Origin of the sequence: Planococcus faecalis (assembly GCF_002009235.1) — a bacterium.
Classification (GTDB): domain Bacteria; phylum Bacillota; class Bacilli; order Bacillales_A; family Planococcaceae; genus Planococcus; species Planococcus kocurii.
Genome location: NZ_CP019401.1, coordinates 2,885,513 through 2,904,898, shown reverse-complemented (window position 1 = coordinate 2,904,898; position 19,386 = coordinate 2,885,513). Strand labels below are relative to the sequence as shown.

Genomic DNA, 19,386 nt, shown 5'->3' with positions numbered 1-19,386 from the left:
ACTATAAAAAAGAGAGGATTCCTATCGGGTCCTCTCTTTTGACGTTCAAATAAGCAGTTCCACCTTTTTTGGCACTAACATTTTCAAACTACTTGGAAGTATTTCGATGTCGAGTGGCGTTTTTAAATAAATTTCGCCGTCCGTATCGACATCCAATTCTGTATCGGTCGCGATGGAAATAGAGCGACCCTGGTAATGAGCGACATGCTCTAATTCTTCTGTTGCAACTTCAGGCTGAGCTAATGAAAACCATTCCCGCAATGCAGCCAAGGATGAGGTTTGGATAATAAATAAATCCAACAAACCATCAGCTGGGTCAATCGTTGCCAGCGGGAAGTTATGAGTGCCAATCGATTTGCCGTTCATAACCAGTACGAGAACACCTTCTTCAGCATAGCTAATCCCATCGATTTTTAAATGCATGGAAAATGGAGTGGCTTGCCGCATGGATTGCAGAGCGCTCATGAAATAACTAATTCTACCGTAACGTTCTTTTAAGAAAGGATCGATGTTAGAAGACGCATCGGTAATCAAACCGATTCCCGCGAAATTCAGAAAAGATCCTCCATTAATTCTCCCAGTATCTAACTGCTTGATTTCGCCGTTGATCAATTCCGATGCTGCTAAATCTAAGTCTAGCGGAATATTCAACGTACGCGCAAAGTCATTGCACGTACCGCTCGGCAATATGGCAAGGGGCGCAGGTGACTCAATTGTCGATAAAGCCCGAACAGCAGAATGGACAGTACCGTCACCCCCCGCAATAAACAGAACATCTGCATCCTTCGCAGCAAGCTTACAAGCTGTTTCAAATTCCTCTGGAGAGTGCGTCTGAATTATTTCGAGTGACTGAGATGCTTGAGCCAAATGAGGTACAGCGAGTCTTAAAACAGCGTCCACCGTAGACGGTCCTGCATTGCCGTTATACAATAATACGGAACGATTGAATTTAGGCATGTCTCTTGCCCTCCTGTAAGTCTGTTTATCTTTATAATTCCACTAACACAAATTATATAAACTACAAAAGCGAGTAAAGCTGTACCTACTAAAGAAGAGGTGTTTACATGACCACGAAATTGTATTACCAGGATTCTGAAATTTCAACTGCAGACGTACGAGTAATGAACAGCGGCAAAGACGAAACCGGCTACTATGTCATTTTAAATCAAAGTTGCTTTTATCCAGAAGGTGGCGGGCAACCGGCAGATACGGGGAAGATTGGACCAGCCAAAGTAGTAGACGTACAGTCTGTGAAAGGTGAGATTCGTCATTACGTAGATATCCAGCTACCGGAAGAAAGTTTTTCTATCCAAATAGATTGGCAAAGAAGATGGGATCATATGCAACAACATGCGGGACAACATTTGTTGAGTGCACTATTTGAAGATAATTTAGGCTTAAAGACACAAAGTTTTCATCTAGGAAAAGAACGAGTTTCCATTGATTTGGATTTGGATACAGCAACAAACGCACAGCTTCAAGAAATTGAAAAAAAAGCAAATAACCTCATCGGACAAGGCCTGCCGATCTCTACGACATGGGTAAATGCTGAACAAGCTAAAGAACTAGCTTTGAGAAAGCCACCAGTCGTGGAAGGGGATATTCGATTAGTTGAAATCGCTGGAATTGATTTGAACGCTTGTGGCGGCACGCATCCGAAAAATACAGCAAGTATTGGTCAGTTGAAAATTATTTCGACTGAGAAAGCAAAAGGCGGTATGCGTATTTATTTTTTATGCGGCAATCGTGCATTGCACTATTTTAATTTCCTAGTAGCAACGACTGATCAGTTAGTTGCACAGCTAAATGCTCCAACGGCAGAACTACCGAATGCAGCAGAAGCCCTACTCACAGACAAGGCAGTAGCTGACAAAGTGATAAAAAGTCTTCAAGAACAAGTGTTAAACTTAGAAGCAAATGCGATTTTACCAGATAATGGTGCCGTATCGAGAGTTTTCGAAAATCGTCCACTTAAAGAATTACAACAACTTGCTCGACTAGTGATCAGTCAGCATCCATTTTCAACGGTGCTGTTGATGAGCATGGCAGAAAATGACGTACGTTTCGTTTGTGCAAAAGGACAACAAGCACAAGGAGATATGCGGGAAGTGCTAAAGTCACTCTTAGCCTTGACGGAAGGCAAAGGCGGCGGAAATGCTCAATTTGCTCAAGGAGGCGGCAAGACTACTGAATTGCCAGAAACATTCATATCTATTTTTTCGGAAGAATTAAAAAACGTTGAGTGAAATGTGTAACTTTTCCAGTGATTCCCTGTCTAATGAGAAAAGGGATGTCTGAAAGGGTGTGAAGTGTCATGAAGAAGAAAAAGATTTGGATCGTTGCTGTCATTGCCGCTGTAGCAATTGGTTTAGTAGTTATTTTTCTCAATGATAAAGTCTCTGTAAGTGCTTCCCCTGTTGTTTTAACGGAACAAGGGTGGAAGGCTAGCTTTTCTTCGCCGCTCCAACTAAAAGCCGTTGATAAGGGGGATGTCTACATTACGGATGCACAAGGCAAACGTGTGGAAGTTGAAATGCGCATTCAGAACAACGGCAAGACATTGGAAATACCAGAAATTACTACCGGCGAATATCAATTACATGTTAAAAAAGCTGCATTGAAAAACAGCTTCATGAAAAGTTTAGTAGACACAGAAATCTTATTTGTTGTACAAGAGCAATTGGAGAAGTTGTCGGGTGAGAAAGAATTAACAGCTTATTTTGTGCGTTTATTGGAGATGCAACAAAATAACCAACAAAATGGCGGCGTTGTTTTAGAAAGTGGAGGAGAAGAGTCAGCAGAATCGACAGACACGGCGTCTGGTACTGGTATGGATGCAGAAAGAAGTTATTCGACTACTAACAATCAAGTGGAAGGGGTAGACGAAGCGGACTTGGTGAAAACGGATGGTTCGTATATCTATTCTATTAGTGAATCACGTGTCATTGTTACAGATGTTCAGAATCCAGAAAAAATGACTGTTGCAGCGGAGCTGTCTTTTAATGATGATATGTATCCCCAGCAACTATTCTTATCAGGAGACACATTAGTAGTCATGGGCAGTTGGTACTCAGCTCAACCAATCGATAATTTCCGTCTACCACATAACTACCGACCGCAGATGGGTGTTACTTCTGTTCATTTATACAACATCAGCGACCCAAAATCTCCTCAACTGCTTCGTGAGTTTGGAACGGAAGGGAATATGAGCGGCGCTAGGTTGACGAATAACATTCTTTACTTTGTTACAAACGTTTATCCCGATTATTGGATGCTAGAAGAACAAGAGAAGCCTGAACTTCGTCCTCATCAATATGATTCGAAGCATGGAGGCGAATTTGAACCTGTAGATTACGACAGCATTGCCATTTTGCCTGGAACGGCAGAAGGCAGCTATAGCGTCATCACAGCCATTGATTTGACGGCACCTGATACGAACGATATTTCAACAGAAGGATTTTTGGGTGGCAGTGACCAGCTGTATATGAACCAAGACCATCTTTATTTGACGGCACCTGTGTATGTTCCGTTAACGAATGAAAAGCTACGTGATAGTCCGAGAATGGATGTTTGGCTCCCTCAGCAAGCGAATACAGAAGTCTTTAAATTCAATTTGAGTGGTGTAAATGTTGAGTTTTTAGCTTCTGCAGAAATAACCGGTTCCTTGCTCAATCAGTTTTCCATGGATGAATACGAGGGTCATTTCCGAGCAGCTACAACGGAAGGCGTTGCGTGGGACTTAACCAGCCCTTCAAAAAATCATTTATTCATACTGGATGAGCAGATGAAGCAAGTGGGATCGGTGGAAGATTTGGCTCCCGGTGAGCGAATTTATTCAGCACGCTTTATTAAGGATAAGGCCTACATGGTGACATTTAAAGAAACAGATCCGCTTTTCGTCATTGATGTTTCGACTCCTGCTTCTCCAAAAGTACTTGGAGAGTTGAAGATACCGGGCTTCTCTAATTATTTACACCCACTGGATGAAGATCACTTGATTGGTTTTGGCTATGACACAAAGCTAATACCTGTTAAGAACGGAGAACCGCGAGTAGTCGCAGGAGGAATGAAAATTTCCTTATTCGACGTCAGTGATTTTGCGAATCCACTAGAAAAAGACACTGAAATTATTGGAGGACCTGGAACATACTCTGCACTTCAATACGATCACAAAGCTTTATTTACTCATCAAGAGAAAAATCTATTTGGCTTTCCAATTAGTTTATATGATGAAACTACTGGTGAGTATGTAGAATTTGAAGGTGAAGGAGCATTGATTTACACAATTACTCCAGATGGTATTTCACAAACGGCAAGTTTAGTTGAACAAACGAATAATGAGTACGAAGATTGGCATTCAGCTATTCAGCGAATTCTCTATATTGATGAGGCGCTCTACACGATAGCTACTAGCGAAATCCATAGCTATGGATTGGAGACATTCGAACCAATCAGCGATTTGGTATTCGATTAATACGTAAAGAAGCGAGTGTTATTCGCTTCTTTTTTTTATGTTTTAATCAAGATGAAAAGGGAACAGGAACAGTATTCTAAAACTACAATTGGAGGGATAATGATGAAAGCAGTAACGTTTCAAGGAACGAAAGATATGCAAGTGAAAAATGTAAAAGATCCTGAAATTCAGAAAAAAGATGATATTATTGTAAAAATAACGGCAACAGCTATTTGCGGAACAGATTTGCATATCTATCAAGGTGCATTACCGACAACCAAAAACACGGTCATTGGACACGAACCGATGGGAATTGTAGAAGAAGTGGGACCGGACGTTACTAAAGTGAAAAAAGGCGATCGCATTGTCCTGCCGTTCAATATCAGTTGTGGTAAATGTTTTTACTGTAGCAACGAAATGGAAAGCCAGTGTGATAACTCAAACGGCAATCCTCATTTCGATACCGGTGCCTATTTTGGTCTGACGGAACGTTATGGTGATTATTCAGGTGGTCAAGCGGAGTATTTGCGCGTGCCTTATGGAAATTTCACACCCCTGTTGATTCCTGAGTCCTCGGAGTTAGAAGATGAATCGTTGCTGTTTTTATCAGACGTCTTACCGACTGCCTGGTGGAGTGTAGAACATGCAGGCGTAAAAAAAGGCGATACCGTAGTTGTTCTAGGTTGTGGTCCTATTGGACTCATGACTCAGAAATTTGCTTGGATGCAGGGCGCTAGTCGCGTTATTGCAGTAGATGAAATTCCTTACCGAATGGAACTCGCTAAAAAAATAAACAATGTGGAGATTGTCGATTTCAGTAAGCACGACAACACGGGTGCGTTGATTCATGAAATCACGCAAGGTGGAGCACGTGTTGTGATTGACTGTGTTGGAATGGATGGCAAAAAATCGCCAGCAGAAGCCGCACAGCAAAAATTGATGCTGCAGGGCGGTACGCTCAGTGCCATTGACATCGCAAAAGATGCAGTAAGCAAATTTGGAACGATTCAATTGACAGGGGTTTACGGATTGACTTATAATCAGTTCCCGCTTGGAAATATGTTTGAGCGCAATGTCACATTGAAAATGGGACAGGCTCCAGTAATTCACTTAATGCCAATGCTTTATCAAAAAATTGAAAACGGAGAATTTGATCCCCGTGAAATTATTTCACATATAATGCCTTTAGAAAGTGCTAGCGATGCTTATCAAATTTTTAATGACCATCAGGACAATTGTACAAAAGTCGTGTTGAAACCATAGTTGATAATGTGCATACGAAAGTATTGACTAAACGCCTCGATTCTTCGGGGCGTTTAGTTTTTTGTCTATCTGCGTTATGATGAATACAGAAATCAACTGCGAGAGGAGCAAACTATGTGACGCAAGTAGGAGAAACCAGACGTGAGCTCGCCTTGGATTGTTTTCTGCTAGCAGGCAGAATTATGATGGAAAGTGGAGCAGAAACCTATCGAGTTGAAGATACGATGATCCGAATGGCTGGTTCACAAAACATGGTAAATTCTCACTGTTTCGTGACGCCAGCAGGTATCATGTTTTCTCCAAGTGAAGAATTGGCTACGCGATTTGTGCGTATTAACAACCGCAGTACAGATTTAGAGAGAGTTGCCCTTGTCAACTCTGTTTCGCGAAAGTTAGTAGCTGGAGAATTTACATTGCAACAAGCTTATGACGAACTGATGACCATTGACCAAACCAATTATCGATTTCATATATGGGTGCAAACTTTGGCAGCTTCTATAACAAGTGCTTGTTTTTTAATTTTATTGGGAGGTAGTTGGATTGATCTTCCTTTTGCGTTTGTGTTTGGAGGCACCGGGTTTATTATTGTAGAAACCATTCTTGAAGAAACTCGTGTGAAGATATTCGCGGAATTTATCGGAGCTTTTATCGTCGGAATTTTAGCCTCTATCGCGGTATATACCGGATTTGCGACCGATTTGGACACATTGATTATTGGCTCACTTATGCCGCTTGTTCCTGGATTGCTCATCACCAATGCGGTTCGGGACTTGATGGCAGGACATTTCGTATCGGGATTGTCTAAAGGAGCAGAGGCGTTTTTAACAGCGTTTGCCATTGGCGCAGGAATCGCGGTAGTTTTATCATTTTAAGGAGGAGATCGCATGAACTGGCCATTAGAAGCATTTCTCAGTTTTTTGGCTGCCGGCGCGTTCGGCGTCATCTTCAATACGCCACGTAGAACGCTGGTCAGCTGTGGACTGGTCGGCATGAGTGGCTGGCTCATTTACCGCACATTTTTCCTGGCCTTTGGAGACTCGGTGCAGGCATCTTTTGCCGGTGCATTTGTTGTCTCTATTGTAGCGCATTTGCTGGCTAAAAAATTCCGTATGCCGATGATTATTTTTAGTATCGCCGGAATTATTCCATTAGTACCGGGGAGCAAGGCGTATAATGCGATGCGGAATATTGTTGAACATAATTATCTAGAAGCCATCTCATTTGCTTCTGAAGCATTGATGGTTTCGGGTGCTGTTGCAATGGGCCTGGTCTTTGCAGAAGTAATGATGCAACTGTTTTTCAAGCGGCAGGCAAAAAGAATACAAAGAAAAATGGGCCTGACACAAGAATAATTCTTGTTTGTCAGACCCATTTTTAAGTTGTTAAAACGTCTGTTTTTATATTTCGAGTAGTCTTTATGACTTTTGTTTCGGGCGCGTGCGCTTTTCTTTGTTGTCTAGCGCAAGCGCCCAGATTCTAGGGTCATAAGTCAATGCGGCAGTACGGCTGAAAACATGCCGCTTCGCCACATCGCCTTATGCCCGTCGAATCTACACGGGCGCTTTTCTTTGTTGTCTAGCGCAAGCGCCCAGATTCTAGGGTCATAAGTCAATGCGGCAGTGCGGCTGAAAACATGCCGCTTCGCCACATCGCCTTATGCCCGTCGAATCTACACGGACGCGTGCGCTTTTCTTTGTTGTCTAGCGCAAGCGCCCAGATTCTAGGGTCATAAGTCAATGCGGCAGTGCGGCTGAAAACATGCCGCTTCGCCACATCGCCTTATGCCCGTCGAATCTACATGGGCGCGTGCGCTTTTCTTTGTTGTCTAGCGCAAGCGCCCAGATTCTAGGGTCATAAGTCAATGCGGCAGTGCGGCTGAAAACATGCCGCTTCGCCACATCGCCTTATGCCCGTCGAATCTACACGGGCGCGTGCGCTTTTCTTTTCACCCCAGCCATTTTTCTAGTTCGGTAGCGTTCATCGGGTGCCCGATGATGTAACCTTGTAGGCTGTCGCAGCCCATCGCGCGCAGGAGTTCGAATTGTTCGTTGGTTTCAACGCCTTCAGCAGTTACTTGGAAATCAAGTGATTTGCCGAACTGAATCATACCGTTGATTAATTTTTGGATTTTTTCTTGTTTGGTGATGGACTGAATAATCATTTGGTCTATCTTTATTGAAGATATTGGCAACATGAGCATATAGCGGAACGAAGCATAGCCAGTTCCAAAGTCATCTAATGCAAAACTTATGCCTTCTTGATGGAGGCTCTTCATCTGTGTCATGATTGACCGTTCTGCTTCTGCTTCTAGCGCAAATTTTTCAGTGATTTCAATCATCAACGAACTTGCTTGACAATCATTAATCTTTAATTGCTCAAGCAGCATCTTCGCCATATCTTTGTCTCTGAATTCGTGAATTGAGGAGTTAATGCTAATTTGCAAATCGATGCCTTTTGATTTCCAGTCTTTTAATTGTCGGCATACCGTTTCAACGACGAAACTTCCAATTTCATTGATTAACCCATTTTCTTCGGCAATCGGTATTAGCTCATCGGGAGTAATCACGCCGATTTCTGAATCGGTCCAACGTACCAATGCCTCTACTCTTTCGACTTTGCCGTTTTCCAAATTGACTTGTGGCTGATACAAAAGCTGCAAATCTTTACGATCTAATGCGTATATTAATCGTTTTTCAATATGTGCTTTTCGGCTCAAGCGCTCATGATCGTCGGATGTCAATGCAGAAATTGCGCTGCCTCCACGATCTTTCACTTTCTTGATGGTCGCATAAGAAGCTTTGATTAGATGCATAAAATTTTGCTGATCTTCCGGATATTTTGTAATGGCTCCACTGACTGTTAGTGGCATGGCTGTTCCACCTAAGTAGATGGGGTGCTGTTGCAAATAATGGAGAAATCCTTCAATAAACCAATTGCTTAATGGCGTTACTAAAGCAAATTCATGTAAACCAGCGCGTGTAATAATAGAATCGGAAAAATACATGCGTAGACGTTTAGTGAATTCAATAAGTAACTCATTTTCAGTAGCTGTGTCCGACACATCACGTAAGGTATAAAAACGGTCAATATCAAGAAAAATAAAGGAGAAATGGCGTCCTTCTTCTATGTATTCATTGACTATCTGCTCAAGACGATGACGATTTTCCAAGCCTGTGACCGGATCGATAAAAGCAATTTCCTCAAGATGCTGTTGAGCTTGTTTAGTGGCTGTAATGTCTTTTTCTAGAAAAATATAATAAGTATCTTCATTAGAAAGTTGCATAGGAATAGCTGTTAGATCTACCCAGTAAAGTTCGCCATCTTTTTTTACTTTTTTTGCTTCGCCGTTCCAAATTTTACCTTCTCGTAAAGTGGTAATAACTGAGTCGACAAAACGGACATCTGTTTCGCTCTCTCCAAACATATGCCATACAGGCTTGCTTAAAATGCGTTTAGGTGTCCATTTACTTAGCTTTAAAAATAATGGATTTGCATAGGTAATTAAAAATTCTTGATCGAAATACAGCATCATGAAAGAATCATCTAAACCATTTCTCAAATGATTTAATTCTTTCGAGGAAGAGTCATCTTTATCTGCTTCATCCATTTCATAGATTGTCATCACAAACTGTTGGTCTTCGAATGTGTAGGATTTAGCTACGACAGTCGTATATGCCTTAATTCCTTCGCCTAATTCGATTTCAATATCTTCAAATCTCACCGGTTCCTCGGCATGTAATAACTTATCCCACGAATGCTTGCTTAGAGCTGCCTTCTCAGGATTCATATAAGGAGAGATTTTTCCTGTAACCGCTTCAGATTGTATTTGGAAAACGCGCTCTGCATGCTGGTTACACCACGTAATCAAGCCGTTTTTGTCATTAATGATGATAGGGAAGGGAATATGGTTGAAGACAAGGGTGTCAGTTAGTTTTTTTTGCAGTTCATTCATTCGTTGACGCTCCTTAACCGTAGTTTACTTTCATTATAGAGAAGAAAAGGTCTATCGTCATCCTTTTCCAAATATTCTCTAGTGAGATTTGTAGAATTTTTGCTGTCCTTTCCGCGAAAATCGTGAGAGAATAGGCATAAATCATATGAAAATTGAGGTAAAAAAATGTATAAGAAGTTTTTTGTATTTGTATTCCTACTCTTACTTGTTCCTGTTTCAGTTCAAGCACACACAACTTTATTGTCTTCGACACCTGCTGAAGGCGAGAACATTATGGAAGCTTTAAAAGAAGTACAGTTAGTTTTCGGCACAAAAATCGAAGAAGGCAGCACCATGTCCATCGAGGGAGAAAGTGGTTCTTTTGAATTTGACCGTATCGTCGTTGGAGATAATTCGTTAGTTGGGACCCTTAATGAGGCCTTGCCTAACGGATCTTATCGTATTCTTTGGAATATCATTGGAGAAGACGGTCATCCGATTGAAGGAGAGATTACTTTTGGGGTCTCTATCGAAATTGAAGAAGAAGTGACGCCTGCAGTGGTATCTGAAAAGACAGAAGAGCCAGAAGCAAAAACTATAGCAGCTTCAGAAACAGTAGCGGAAACTCAAACTGAAAGTGACAGCAATCTACTCGTAACAATCTTACTGGTTCTTGCTGCAATTTTAGTGGTTTACGGCATTTATAAATTGCTGTTGAAGAAAAAATGACTTTTTTTACTGGATTTGCTGATGTCTTGTTGTATATTGCTTTTTCCTATCTTGCAGGTTTTGTTGTGTTGCAATTCATACCAGAAGACCGAAAACCATCGCTGTCTACCTCTAAAGTTTTGTTGCTAATCAGTATTGCAGGAATAGCTTTGCTGTCATTTGTCCCTGTGTTTGAATTGACTGTATTTTTGCAGAGTAGTCAGGGGCTAGTAGAAGCTTATCAAAATGCTATTACTGAGTTTCGAATAGGACAAGGATGGTTAATTACCTTATTGTTTAGTATCATTTTGGCAATAGTAATTTATTTAAATGGCAGCCGTTATATTCAAGCCTTTTATTTACTTCTACTTATATTAACTGTCGGGTTTTACAGCCACATTTCAACGATTGATCTATGGGTTGGGTTTGCTCTTCATTCAAGTCATATTCTTTTAATGTCGATTTGGACAGGAGTTTTGCTTCACGTAGCGTGGTTTGCAAAAGATGGAGCGAACTGGCGCAAGTTTCTTATGTGGTTCACGCCACTTGCCTTATTTTGTGTAGCAGGAGTAATTGCCAGCGGAATTATCATTATGTTTTTTTTCGTAGCACCTGCGGATTACACAAATTCTTGGGCCCTGCCGTATGGTCAGTTGCTGTTACTCAAGCATGTAAGCATCGTACCCGTTTTGCTAGCCGCTCTCATAAATGGTTTTCTTAACAAGAAAAAAGATTTTCAGCCAACCTGGCTAAAGGTCGAGAGCTTACTGTTACTGGTAGTCTTTGTGTTTACAGCTTTTATGAGCAAACAAGCGCCGCCTCATGATGTTAATGATACATTGCGGATTGAAGGAAGCGGCTGGTTTATCGACAAGCTCACAGGTCCGTTTTATATTCCCATTGCTGCCGAGCTCGATGTGACTTTGAACGGCTCTCTACTAATGGGTCTCAGTTTGTTATTACTAGCATTAATGGTTGTCGGCTTTTACCGACAATTAAATACTTGGTTGTCGCTGTTTTTTAGTGTAGGATTTATCAGTTGCTTTTATACAGGATTGATGTTGAATCTGTCGTTTTGAGTAATTACGGGCCAATCTTTCGGGATTGGTTTTTCTATGTGGAGGGATGCGGAGATGGATCGTTTAAAAGGAATTTCAATGATATTGATTGGTGCGATGATGTGGGGAGCAACAGGCCCTTTGATGGAGTGGATAATGAATAATTATGCTATCACGGTGCCGTTTCTTATTACGATACGGCTGTCGGTTGCGGGCTTATTATTGCTATTATTTCTAAAGTTAAAAGGAGTTCATATCACAGCCGTTTTTCGCAATAAATACTGGATTCGACCTTTGCTGATTTTTTCTATTCTTGGAATGCTCGGTGTTCAATATAGTTTTGTTGCGGCCATTGAAGCAAGTAACGCAGTAGTTGCAACGTTAATGCAGTTTCTTGCTCCCGTTTACATTATTGTTTTTGTTTCCATTACTCATAAAAAAATGCCACCTGTTTATCAAATTATCGGGATGCTAGGCACGTTAGCTGGGTTGTTTTTACTGTTAACTAATGGCAAGCCTGACCAACTGATTATTAGCGGAGAAGCTGTTTTTTGGGGGATCTTAGTAGGTCTAGCGTTTACTTTTTATACACTTTATCCTGCGCGTCTTATGCAGGAATGGGGAGTATTAGTTGTTGTCGGTTGGTCAATGCTGTTTGCTGGGATTTTCTTAGGGTTAGTAAATCCAATCTTTTTATCAGATGAATGGCCAATTTTAGCTGAGCCAGCAGTTGCTGTGTCCATACTTGCTATTATTGTTATCGGGACAGCTGCTTTTGTGCTATTCCTCAGCAGCATGCGCTATATTACTGCAGTTGAAACGAGTATTCTTTCGTCACTTGAACCATTGACGGCAATGGTTATTTCAATGTTCTGGTTTGGCCAAGTATTGACGAAGATTCAGTTATTTGGTGCACTGGCAATGCTAGTATTTGTCGCTTGGCTATCGCTTGCTGGAAATCCAAAAAAGGAAAAAAAGCAGGTTGATTTGCCACAAACTATAGAGTAATTCTCCACTATATAGGTTGAACGTATCATTTCCACTCGCTGATATTACGCAAAATAGTTGTATTTTAACTTATTAATAGGATAATTCCTGTCTGGTTTTCTAGTCTGTATTGATTTGAAGAGAACGATGCCTTTTTATAGGCATCGTTTTTCTGGTTTAAAATAGAAATTCCTATTCGATATCAGAAAATTATGGCATACTATTGAGTATAAAGGTTCGAGTTTCGAAACGTTTAGGAGGCATTCACATGAAAACCGTTTTCTCATACGCTAAACCATATAAATTTTACATTGTTATTGCGTTGATTTTAATGATTCTGGAATTAATAGTTGAATTGATACAGCCACTTGTCATCGCTCGTATCATTGATGAAGGAATTGTTGCGAAAGATCAAGGTGTCATCATTCAATTAGGAATTGTACTGATGGCTTTATCCGTCATCGCTTTTATTTCGGGTATTGTTAACTCGTATTTTGCCGCGCATGCATCACACAGCTTTTCGTTTGATCTCCGACAGGCTCTCTATGGGCGCATTCAATCTTTTTCATTGGCCATGTTCAATAAATTTCCAGCTTCTGGTTTAATCACACGGTTGACCAGTGACATAACGATGGTTCAGCAAGTTCTCTACATGGGATTACGGATTATGCTACGAGCCCCTTTGCTAGTAGTGGGCAGTATGATTATGGCATTTGTCGTTAATCCAAAACTAGCTCTTTATTTAGTCATTGTTTTTCCTATTCTACTAATTTTTCTGTACGTCATGGTTAAAAAAGGCGTTAGCTATTTTGGCTTTGTTCAAAAACGCTTAGACCGTGTTAACCGTATTGTTCAAGAAAACCTGCAAGCAGTGCGGTTGATCAAAGCATATCTACGAGGGAAATATGAATCTAACCGTTTTTCTGAAGTGGCGGGAGCGTTAAAAGTTGATACGGTAAAAGCATTCAGGGTTATGGAAATTATTTTGCCGATTTTATTATTTGGCATGAACCTTTCTTTATTGGCGGTTCTATGGTTTGGTGCTTTTGAGATTCGTAGTGGTGGAGCGCAAATTGGTGAATTGGTAGCTATCGTCAACTATGCCATGCGAATGACGGGTGCGTTCTCGATGTTTTCTTTTATCATTATGATTTTTGCACGAGCAAAAGCTTCTTCTGAGCGAATTGAAGAAGTGTTGCTAGCAGAAGATGTTCATGAACAAGATGAAATTGGCGAGGTCAAAGCTATTCGTCGCGGAGAAGTCCGATTTGAGCATGTATCGTTCGCTTATCCTGAAACTGCGCAACCAGTTCTAAAAGACGTTTCTTTCCATTTAAGAGCCAATGAAAAACTGGCAATTATGGGGGCGACAGGATCTGGGAAATCTTCTTTACTGCAACTGCTTCCGCGTTTTTATGACGCGACTGAAGGAACTGTGTCGGTGCATGGCCGGGATGTCACAGAGTGGTCGCTGCGCGCACTGCGCAAAACGATTGGCATTGTGCCACAGCAATCACTGTTATTTACAGGAACAATTTCTAACAATCTCTCGTGGGGGAAAGATGAAGTGGCACAGGATGAACTGGCTGATGCAGCGATTAAAGCTCAGATTCATGAAACCGTCGAGCGTTTCCCCAAAGGATATTTTACACGGGTTGGCCAAAAAGGGGTCAATTTGTCTGGTGGTCAAAAGCAGCGTTTGTCTATAGCGCGTGCTTTGGTACGCAAGCCTTCTATTTTGATTTTAGACGACAGCACGAGTGCACTGGATGTAAAAACCGAAGCTGCATTATGGGCAGAACTGGACCGTGAAAATGCAACGATGCTCATAGTCACTCAAAAAATTCGGACGGCAATGAGAGCAGATTGGATTTTACTACTAGAGGATGGCATCGTGTCAGGTTATGGAACCCATGAACAGCTCATGAGGAGTTCGGAGTTGTATCGTCAAATTACGATGTCCCAACAAGAGGAGGAGGTGGATGAATATGTTTGATGCTATTCGTCGTCCTTTCGGTCATGAACCGATTCTGACAAAAGAAGACTTGAGTAAAAACAAAGAAAAGAAAAATGAACGTGCTGAAAATTGGAAATCGACACTGCTGCGAATTTGGAAGTTAGTGGACGAACAACGAACCTTACTCATTGTAGTGTTGGCGCTCGTTTTTGTCAGCTCATCTCTAGCGTTACTAGGTCCTTATTTAATCGGCTTTATCATTGATCAGTATATTGTCCCGCAAACTTTTGCAGGTATGGGCATTGTGGTGCTATGGTTAATTGTTGTGTATATGGGCCATTCCGCATCTTTGTATTTGCAAAATTTTTGGATGGTGGGAATTGCCCAACAAGTTATTTACCGATTACGAACAAGGCTCTTTTCACATCTTCAACGGCTGCCTGTAACTTTTTTTGACAAGCGACAACACGGTGAATTGATGAGTCGGATGACTAATGATATTGAAAATGTTTCTTCAACATTAAATACTTCATTTATCCAAGTGTTTTCAAGTATTTTAACTTTAACAGGTACAGCGATCGTCATGCTGACACTTAGTCCTTTGTTGACGTTATTCACGTTGATTATTATTCCGCTCATGTACATTTCCATTCAATGGATTACGAAACGAACTAGCCGTCTTTATAAAGAGCAACAAAAAGCAATTGGTGAATTAAATGGCATGATTGAGGAAACGATTTCTGGACAAAAAATCATAAAGGCGTTTTCACAAGAACCGCGTGTTATGGAGGATTTCAGAGAAAAAAGTGAACGGCTTCGACACGCTGGATTTTGGGCTTGGACTTATGCTGGATTTATTCCAAAAGTGATGAACTTTCTTAATAACGGAAGCTTTGCGGTAGTAGCTGGTGTAGGAGGAATTCTTGCTTTTAATGGATCCATCTCAATAGGTGTCATCGTTATTTTCACCGAGTATTCACGGCAATTTACGCGGCCGTTAAACGATCTGGCCAACCAGTTTAATACGGTGTTGTCAGCAATAGCAGGGGCTGAGCGTGTTTTCTCGATTATGGATGAGGTAGAAGAAAAAGACGATCAAGTTTTGAATGTGGAGAAAAAATTAGAAGGGCAAGTCGTCTTTGACCAAGTTTCTTTTAAATACGAAGGTTCAGAAGAAGCGTGGACTATTCGCGATGTCAGTTTTACCGTTGGCATTGGTCAAACAGTAGCGCTCGTTGGTGCAACGGGAGCAGGGAAAACGACCGTCATGCAATTGTTAGCACGCTTTTATGATGCCAATAAAGGTGAAATCCGTCTAGATGGCACGCCGATTTCTTTTATGCCTCGCGAAACCTTACGTAAACAAATCGCTTTTGTGTTGCAGGATCCTTTCTTGTTTGAGGCGACGGTCAGCGACAATATCCGCTATGGAAAATTGGACGCGACCGACGAAGAAGTAATAGCCGCCGCAAAAGGTGCCAATGCACACGACTTTATCGCGAACCTGCCGGATGGCTACGATACCATTTTAACTGGAGACGGGTCGATGATTAGTCAAGGACAGAAACAATTGCTGTCAATTGCACGAGCGTTGATTGCTGATCCGGTTATTCTATTGCTCGATGAGGCGACGAGCAGTATTGATACCGTTACTGAGCTGAAAATACAAGAAGCACTTGAGCATCTTATGTCGGGCCGAACGAGCTTCGTCATTGCGCACAGATTGAATACCGTTCGAAAAGCTGATTTGGTGCTGGTTATGGAGATGGGAAAACTGGTTGAATCGGGAACACAACAGCAGTTGTTAAATAAAAACGGTATTTATGCCACTATGCTGGCAGATGCGAAGTCATAAAAATGAGTTTCTCCAAGTCAGATTCGCTCTAGTACAGATAGTCTAATTGGAGAAAAAGGTCTGTTCCAGTTAATACGGAACAGGCCTTTTGGTTTAACCGTCTTTATTTGTCCTTTTGAGGCGAATACCGGATTTTGCTACTGTATGATAGGATAAAATACAGGGAGATAGTAAAATTTTTTCTGCAAACCGCTTTAGTGGAATTTAAATTTTTAGGAGGTCGTAAGATGGAATTGTCGTTATCAATCCTTTCATTTCCAGTAGACGAACAAACAGCCAGGGATATGGAGCAGTTGTTGAGCGACTTGCCGACTGAGCATCAAACGGTTCTTCATCCCAACTTGTGGAGAGCTGCTGATTCAAGAGGGTTTGCCGTGATTGCCTACACAGATCAAGAAGAGTTGATTGGCTTTGCCGCAGCAGCAGATATGGTCGGGTTGCATCATTATGAATGGTCACTATTTGTTCATCCGGATTACCGAAGACATTCACTTGGAACCGCTCTAGCAGATGGTGTTTCTCATGCCCTGGAACAGCGCCAAGCGGAAAGTAAGCTAGCGGCTTTCGCCGGAGATATGGAAATTTCTGCGTTTATGGAAAGTATCAACTATTACCCAGACTTTAATGAAATAGTGCTTTCTGCTAAGCCATTACGAGATGATAAAGAAACTGAAGGCGTCGAGTTTGTTCCTTATGCAGGTGCAGCGAAAGAATTAATGGAGTTGTTGACCGCGTCATTTGACGATACAATGACACCAATTATGGAGCACAATATGGTAGATCCAGAAAGAGAGATTTGGCTGCTGCAAAAAGACCAGCAGTTAATCGCGACTGCAACGCTTGTGATCGAAGAGAACGCCTTATGGGTAACTGCATTTGCCGTTCATCCGGATCAGCAAGGCCGTGGGTATGGTCAACAGTTTTTAACGTGGTGTCGGCAGTTGGCGTTTCAGCGGGGACTTACGGAAGTGCTGCTAGACGTCGAAACGGATAATGACGCACTATATGTTTACGAAAAATCCGGATTTCAAAGAATACAGACCATTTCTTACTGGAAACACGAAACTGTGTAATCAAAAAATCATCCGCATCAGCGAACGATTTTCTGGAGTACGTTGCAACTGACAGTCTACTCAACAAATCAGTTGCTGATTTGTTTGTATTCTTTTTTTATGCCGTCCGGATACGTAACTTCGACTTTAATTTCATCGTCCATCCCTGGATAGTCGACGTTGACATCAAACTCAGTAAAGCCGAATGTGTTACCTCCAATATGATTTTGGTCCAAACCACTGTCCGAATGGAGAGATTGTTCTTGATTGTCATTGGTTACAGGGTCAGTTACCTGTTTATCATCTCCACACAGCAAGCAGCCAAACAGAAGATAGCAGTAGAGGCAATGTATTCTTGTTATTAAAAATCATCTGACTTCACCCTTACATTTAGCTTATACTGTGTATATTCCCGGATTTTTAGGGGTTACTCAATTGTTTACAGAAGACCTTACAACTGAGACTAGCAGAGCCTAAGCTGAGAACAAACGGAGTGATTTAAATGAACAATTACGAAAACGGACAAAATATCGCAGCTGCAACCGAAAAGAATATTCGTACAGATTTTAAAGAAAGTATGACCTATGGGGACTACTTGCATTTAGATAAGTTGTTAACAGCACAAGATGGCGTTAGCGGACATCATGATGAAACTTTGTTTATTATCATTCACCAAGTATCAGAACTATGGATGAAGCTAATTTTGCATGAGTTGCAATCAGCTATCGATAACATTACGAAAGACGATTTGCAGCCAGCATTCAAGCAATTGGCAAGGGTATCGCGGATTCAAGCGCAGATTATCCAAGGATGGGACGTCTTGTCTACATTGACCCCTGCTGAATATATGGAGTTTCGTGATGATCTTGGTAACGCCAGTGGATTTCAATCTTATCAATACCGTATGATTGAATTTGCTCTGGGTTATAAAACGAAACACGTATTGAAAATTTATGAAAAAGACGCACCGCTTCACGCACAGCTTGAAAAAGCGTTTAATGCTCCCGGTCTTTACGATGCGGCGATTCAGAAACTGGCAAGAAGTGGATTTGTGATCGATGAAGAAGTATTGCAACGCGATGTCAGTATGGTTTATGAATCTAATGATAGCGTCCGTGAAGCTTGGAAAACGGTTTATCGTGACGTGGATACTTACTGGGAATTGTATCAATTAGCGGAGAAATTAGTCGATATTGAAGATTGGCTACAGCAATGGCGTTTCCGCCACATGAAGACAGTAGAACGGATTATTGGATTCAAGCAAGGAACTGGAGGTTCATCTGGAGTTAATTACTTGAAAAAAGTATTAGATCAATACTTTTTCCCTGAACTGTGGGAAATACGAACAGATATCTAGGAGGGTTTTTGTGAAAATTTATGCACATAGAGGGTGCTCGGGTAGTTATCCAGAAAATACAGCAGTAGCTTTTCGTGCAGCGGCTGAATTGCCAATCACAGGCGTAGAAATTGATGTTCATTTGACCAAAGATGGTCAAATTGTCGTCATCCACGATGAAAAAGTTAACCGCACGACCAACGGCAAAGGCTACGTAAAAGACTTAACGTTAAAAGAATTAAAAGAGCTTGATTGTGGCTCTTGGTATTCTGAAGAGTGGAGCGATGAAAAAATTCTTACGTTGGACGAAGTGTTCGACATTTTTCAAGAGACCAACCACCGACTGAATATCGAGTTAAAATCGGATGTCTTTCCATATGACGGCTTAGTCGATGGAGTAATTGATTTGGCTGCTAAGCGAGGATTTACGAATCGTGTATTGATTTCTTCTTTTAATCACGAAGACATTCAAACAGTTGTGCAAGGAAAACAAGTGGAAAGTGCTATCCTAACATTTGAAGTAATGGTAGACGTCTATGATTACGCGCGCGTCATTGGGACAAAGCGGATCAATGTTTCCTTGCCATCAGCTTTTAGAAGAATGACTACCGACGCATTGAGAAAAGGCGCGATTGTTTATGTTTATACAGTCAATGACATTAGCTATGCAGAGGAATTACAAAGAATTGGAGTTCATGGCATCTTTACGGATTATCCAGAAAAAATGCTCGCCCATTTTGGGTGAACAACTAAAACTAGCAAGCTGAATAAAATGGTATTTATCAC

Annotated in this window: 16 protein-coding genes; 13 read left to right on the top strand and 3 right to left on the bottom strand. The window is 41.4% G+C overall.

The annotated features are described in order from the left end of the window. Positions 1–45: 45 nt before the first annotated feature. Entirely contained in the window at positions 46–957 is a 912-nt protein-coding gene (locus AJGP001_RS14410) for a diacylglycerol/lipid kinase family protein (RefSeq protein ID WP_071153143.1), read from the bottom strand. Positions 958–1,064: 107 nt separating this feature from the next. Here AJGP001_RS14410 and AJGP001_RS14405 point away from each other — a divergent pair, with 107 nt between their 5' ends. The 5 genes from AJGP001_RS14405 (at position 1,065) to AJGP001_RS14385 (ending at position 7,068) form a co-directional block, all read left to right on the top strand. Continuing rightward, on the top strand, positions 1,065–2,246 hold the full coding sequence (locus tag AJGP001_RS14405; RefSeq protein ID WP_071153144.1) for an alanyl-tRNA editing protein: 1,182 nt from the start codon (positions 1,065–1,067) through the stop codon (positions 2,244–2,246). A 68-nt stretch (positions 2,247–2,314) separates the two neighbouring features. After that, a complete protein-coding gene (locus AJGP001_RS14400; protein WP_078080688.1) occupies positions 2,315–4,474 on the top strand; it encodes a beta-propeller domain-containing protein in 2,160 nt (719 codons plus the stop codon). A gap of 102 nt (positions 4,475–4,576) precedes the next feature. Then, entirely contained in the window at positions 4,577–5,716 is a 1,140-nt protein-coding gene (locus tag AJGP001_RS14395) for a zinc-dependent alcohol dehydrogenase (protein ID WP_071153145.1), read from the top strand. Positions 5,717–5,832: 116 nt separating this feature from the next. Further along, positions 5,833–6,588 (top strand): threonine/serine exporter family protein, encoded by a 756-nt coding sequence (locus tag AJGP001_RS14390; protein WP_071153146.1) that lies wholly within the window; start codon positions 5,833–5,835, stop codon positions 6,586–6,588. A 12-nt stretch (positions 6,589–6,600) separates the two neighbouring features. Next, entirely contained in the window at positions 6,601–7,068 is a 468-nt protein-coding gene (locus AJGP001_RS14385; protein ID WP_058384370.1) for a threonine/serine exporter family protein, read from the top strand. A gap of 593 nt (positions 7,069–7,661) precedes the next feature. Here AJGP001_RS14385 and AJGP001_RS14380 read toward each other — a convergent pair. Further along, positions 7,662–9,668 (bottom strand): bifunctional diguanylate cyclase/phosphodiesterase, encoded by a 2,007-nt coding sequence (locus AJGP001_RS14380; protein WP_058384371.1) that lies wholly within the window; start codon positions 9,666–9,668, stop codon positions 7,662–7,664. Between the two features lie 165 nt (positions 9,669–9,833). Between AJGP001_RS14380 and AJGP001_RS14375 the strand changes: the two genes are divergently transcribed. The 6 genes from AJGP001_RS14375 to AJGP001_RS14350 all read left to right on the top strand — a co-directional run bounded on the left by AJGP001_RS14375 (position 9,834) and on the right by AJGP001_RS14350 (position 17,285). After that, complete coding sequence (locus tag AJGP001_RS14375; protein WP_071153147.1) at positions 9,834–10,376, top strand: copper resistance CopC family protein; 543 nt, start codon at positions 9,834–9,836, stop codon at positions 10,374–10,376. Next, entirely contained in the window at positions 10,373–11,434 is a 1,062-nt protein-coding gene (locus tag AJGP001_RS14370; RefSeq protein ID WP_078080687.1) for a copper resistance D family protein, read from the top strand. Before AJGP001_RS14375 ends, AJGP001_RS14370 begins: the two co-directional genes overlap by 4 nt. A 54-nt stretch (positions 11,435–11,488) precedes the next feature. Further along, positions 11,489–12,421: a DMT family transporter gene (locus tag AJGP001_RS14365; protein ID WP_071153148.1), complete on the top strand. Its 933-nt coding sequence runs from the start codon at positions 11,489–11,491 to the stop codon at positions 12,419–12,421. Between the two features lie 247 nt (positions 12,422–12,668). Continuing rightward, positions 12,669–14,396: an ABC transporter ATP-binding protein gene (locus tag AJGP001_RS14360; RefSeq protein ID WP_071153149.1), complete on the top strand. Its 1,728-nt coding sequence runs from the start codon at positions 12,669–12,671 to the stop codon at positions 14,394–14,396. Beyond that, the gene (locus tag AJGP001_RS14355; protein ID WP_151897526.1) at positions 14,389–16,212 is read left to right on the top strand and encodes an ABC transporter ATP-binding protein; all 1,824 of its coding nucleotides are present in this window, start codon (positions 14,389–14,391) and stop codon (positions 16,210–16,212) included. Before AJGP001_RS14360 ends, AJGP001_RS14355 begins: the two co-directional genes overlap by 8 nt. Positions 16,213–16,439: 227 nt before the next feature. Continuing rightward, a complete protein-coding gene (locus tag AJGP001_RS14350) occupies positions 16,440–17,285 on the top strand; it encodes a GNAT family N-acetyltransferase (protein WP_071153150.1) in 846 nt (281 codons plus the stop codon). Between the two features lie 68 nt (positions 17,286–17,353). Here the strand turns inward: AJGP001_RS14350 and AJGP001_RS14345 are convergent, their stop codons facing one another. After that, positions 17,354–17,581: a hypothetical protein gene (locus AJGP001_RS14345; RefSeq protein WP_071153151.1), complete on the bottom strand. Its 228-nt coding sequence runs from the start codon at positions 17,579–17,581 to the stop codon at positions 17,354–17,356. 185 nt (positions 17,582–17,766) lie between these two features. Here AJGP001_RS14345 and kynA point away from each other — a divergent pair, with 185 nt between their 5' ends. Next, positions 17,767–18,621 (top strand): tryptophan 2,3-dioxygenase, encoded by an 855-nt coding sequence (gene kynA / locus AJGP001_RS14340; RefSeq protein ID WP_058384379.1) that lies wholly within the window; start codon positions 17,767–17,769, stop codon positions 18,619–18,621. Between the two features lie 10 nt (positions 18,622–18,631). Then, positions 18,632–19,345 carry a glycerophosphodiester phosphodiesterase family protein gene (locus tag AJGP001_RS14335; RefSeq protein WP_058384380.1) on the top strand — a complete coding sequence of 238 codons (714 nt, stop codon included), beginning with the start codon at positions 18,632–18,634 and terminating at the stop codon, positions 19,343–19,345. Positions 19,346–19,386: the final 41 nt, after the last annotated feature.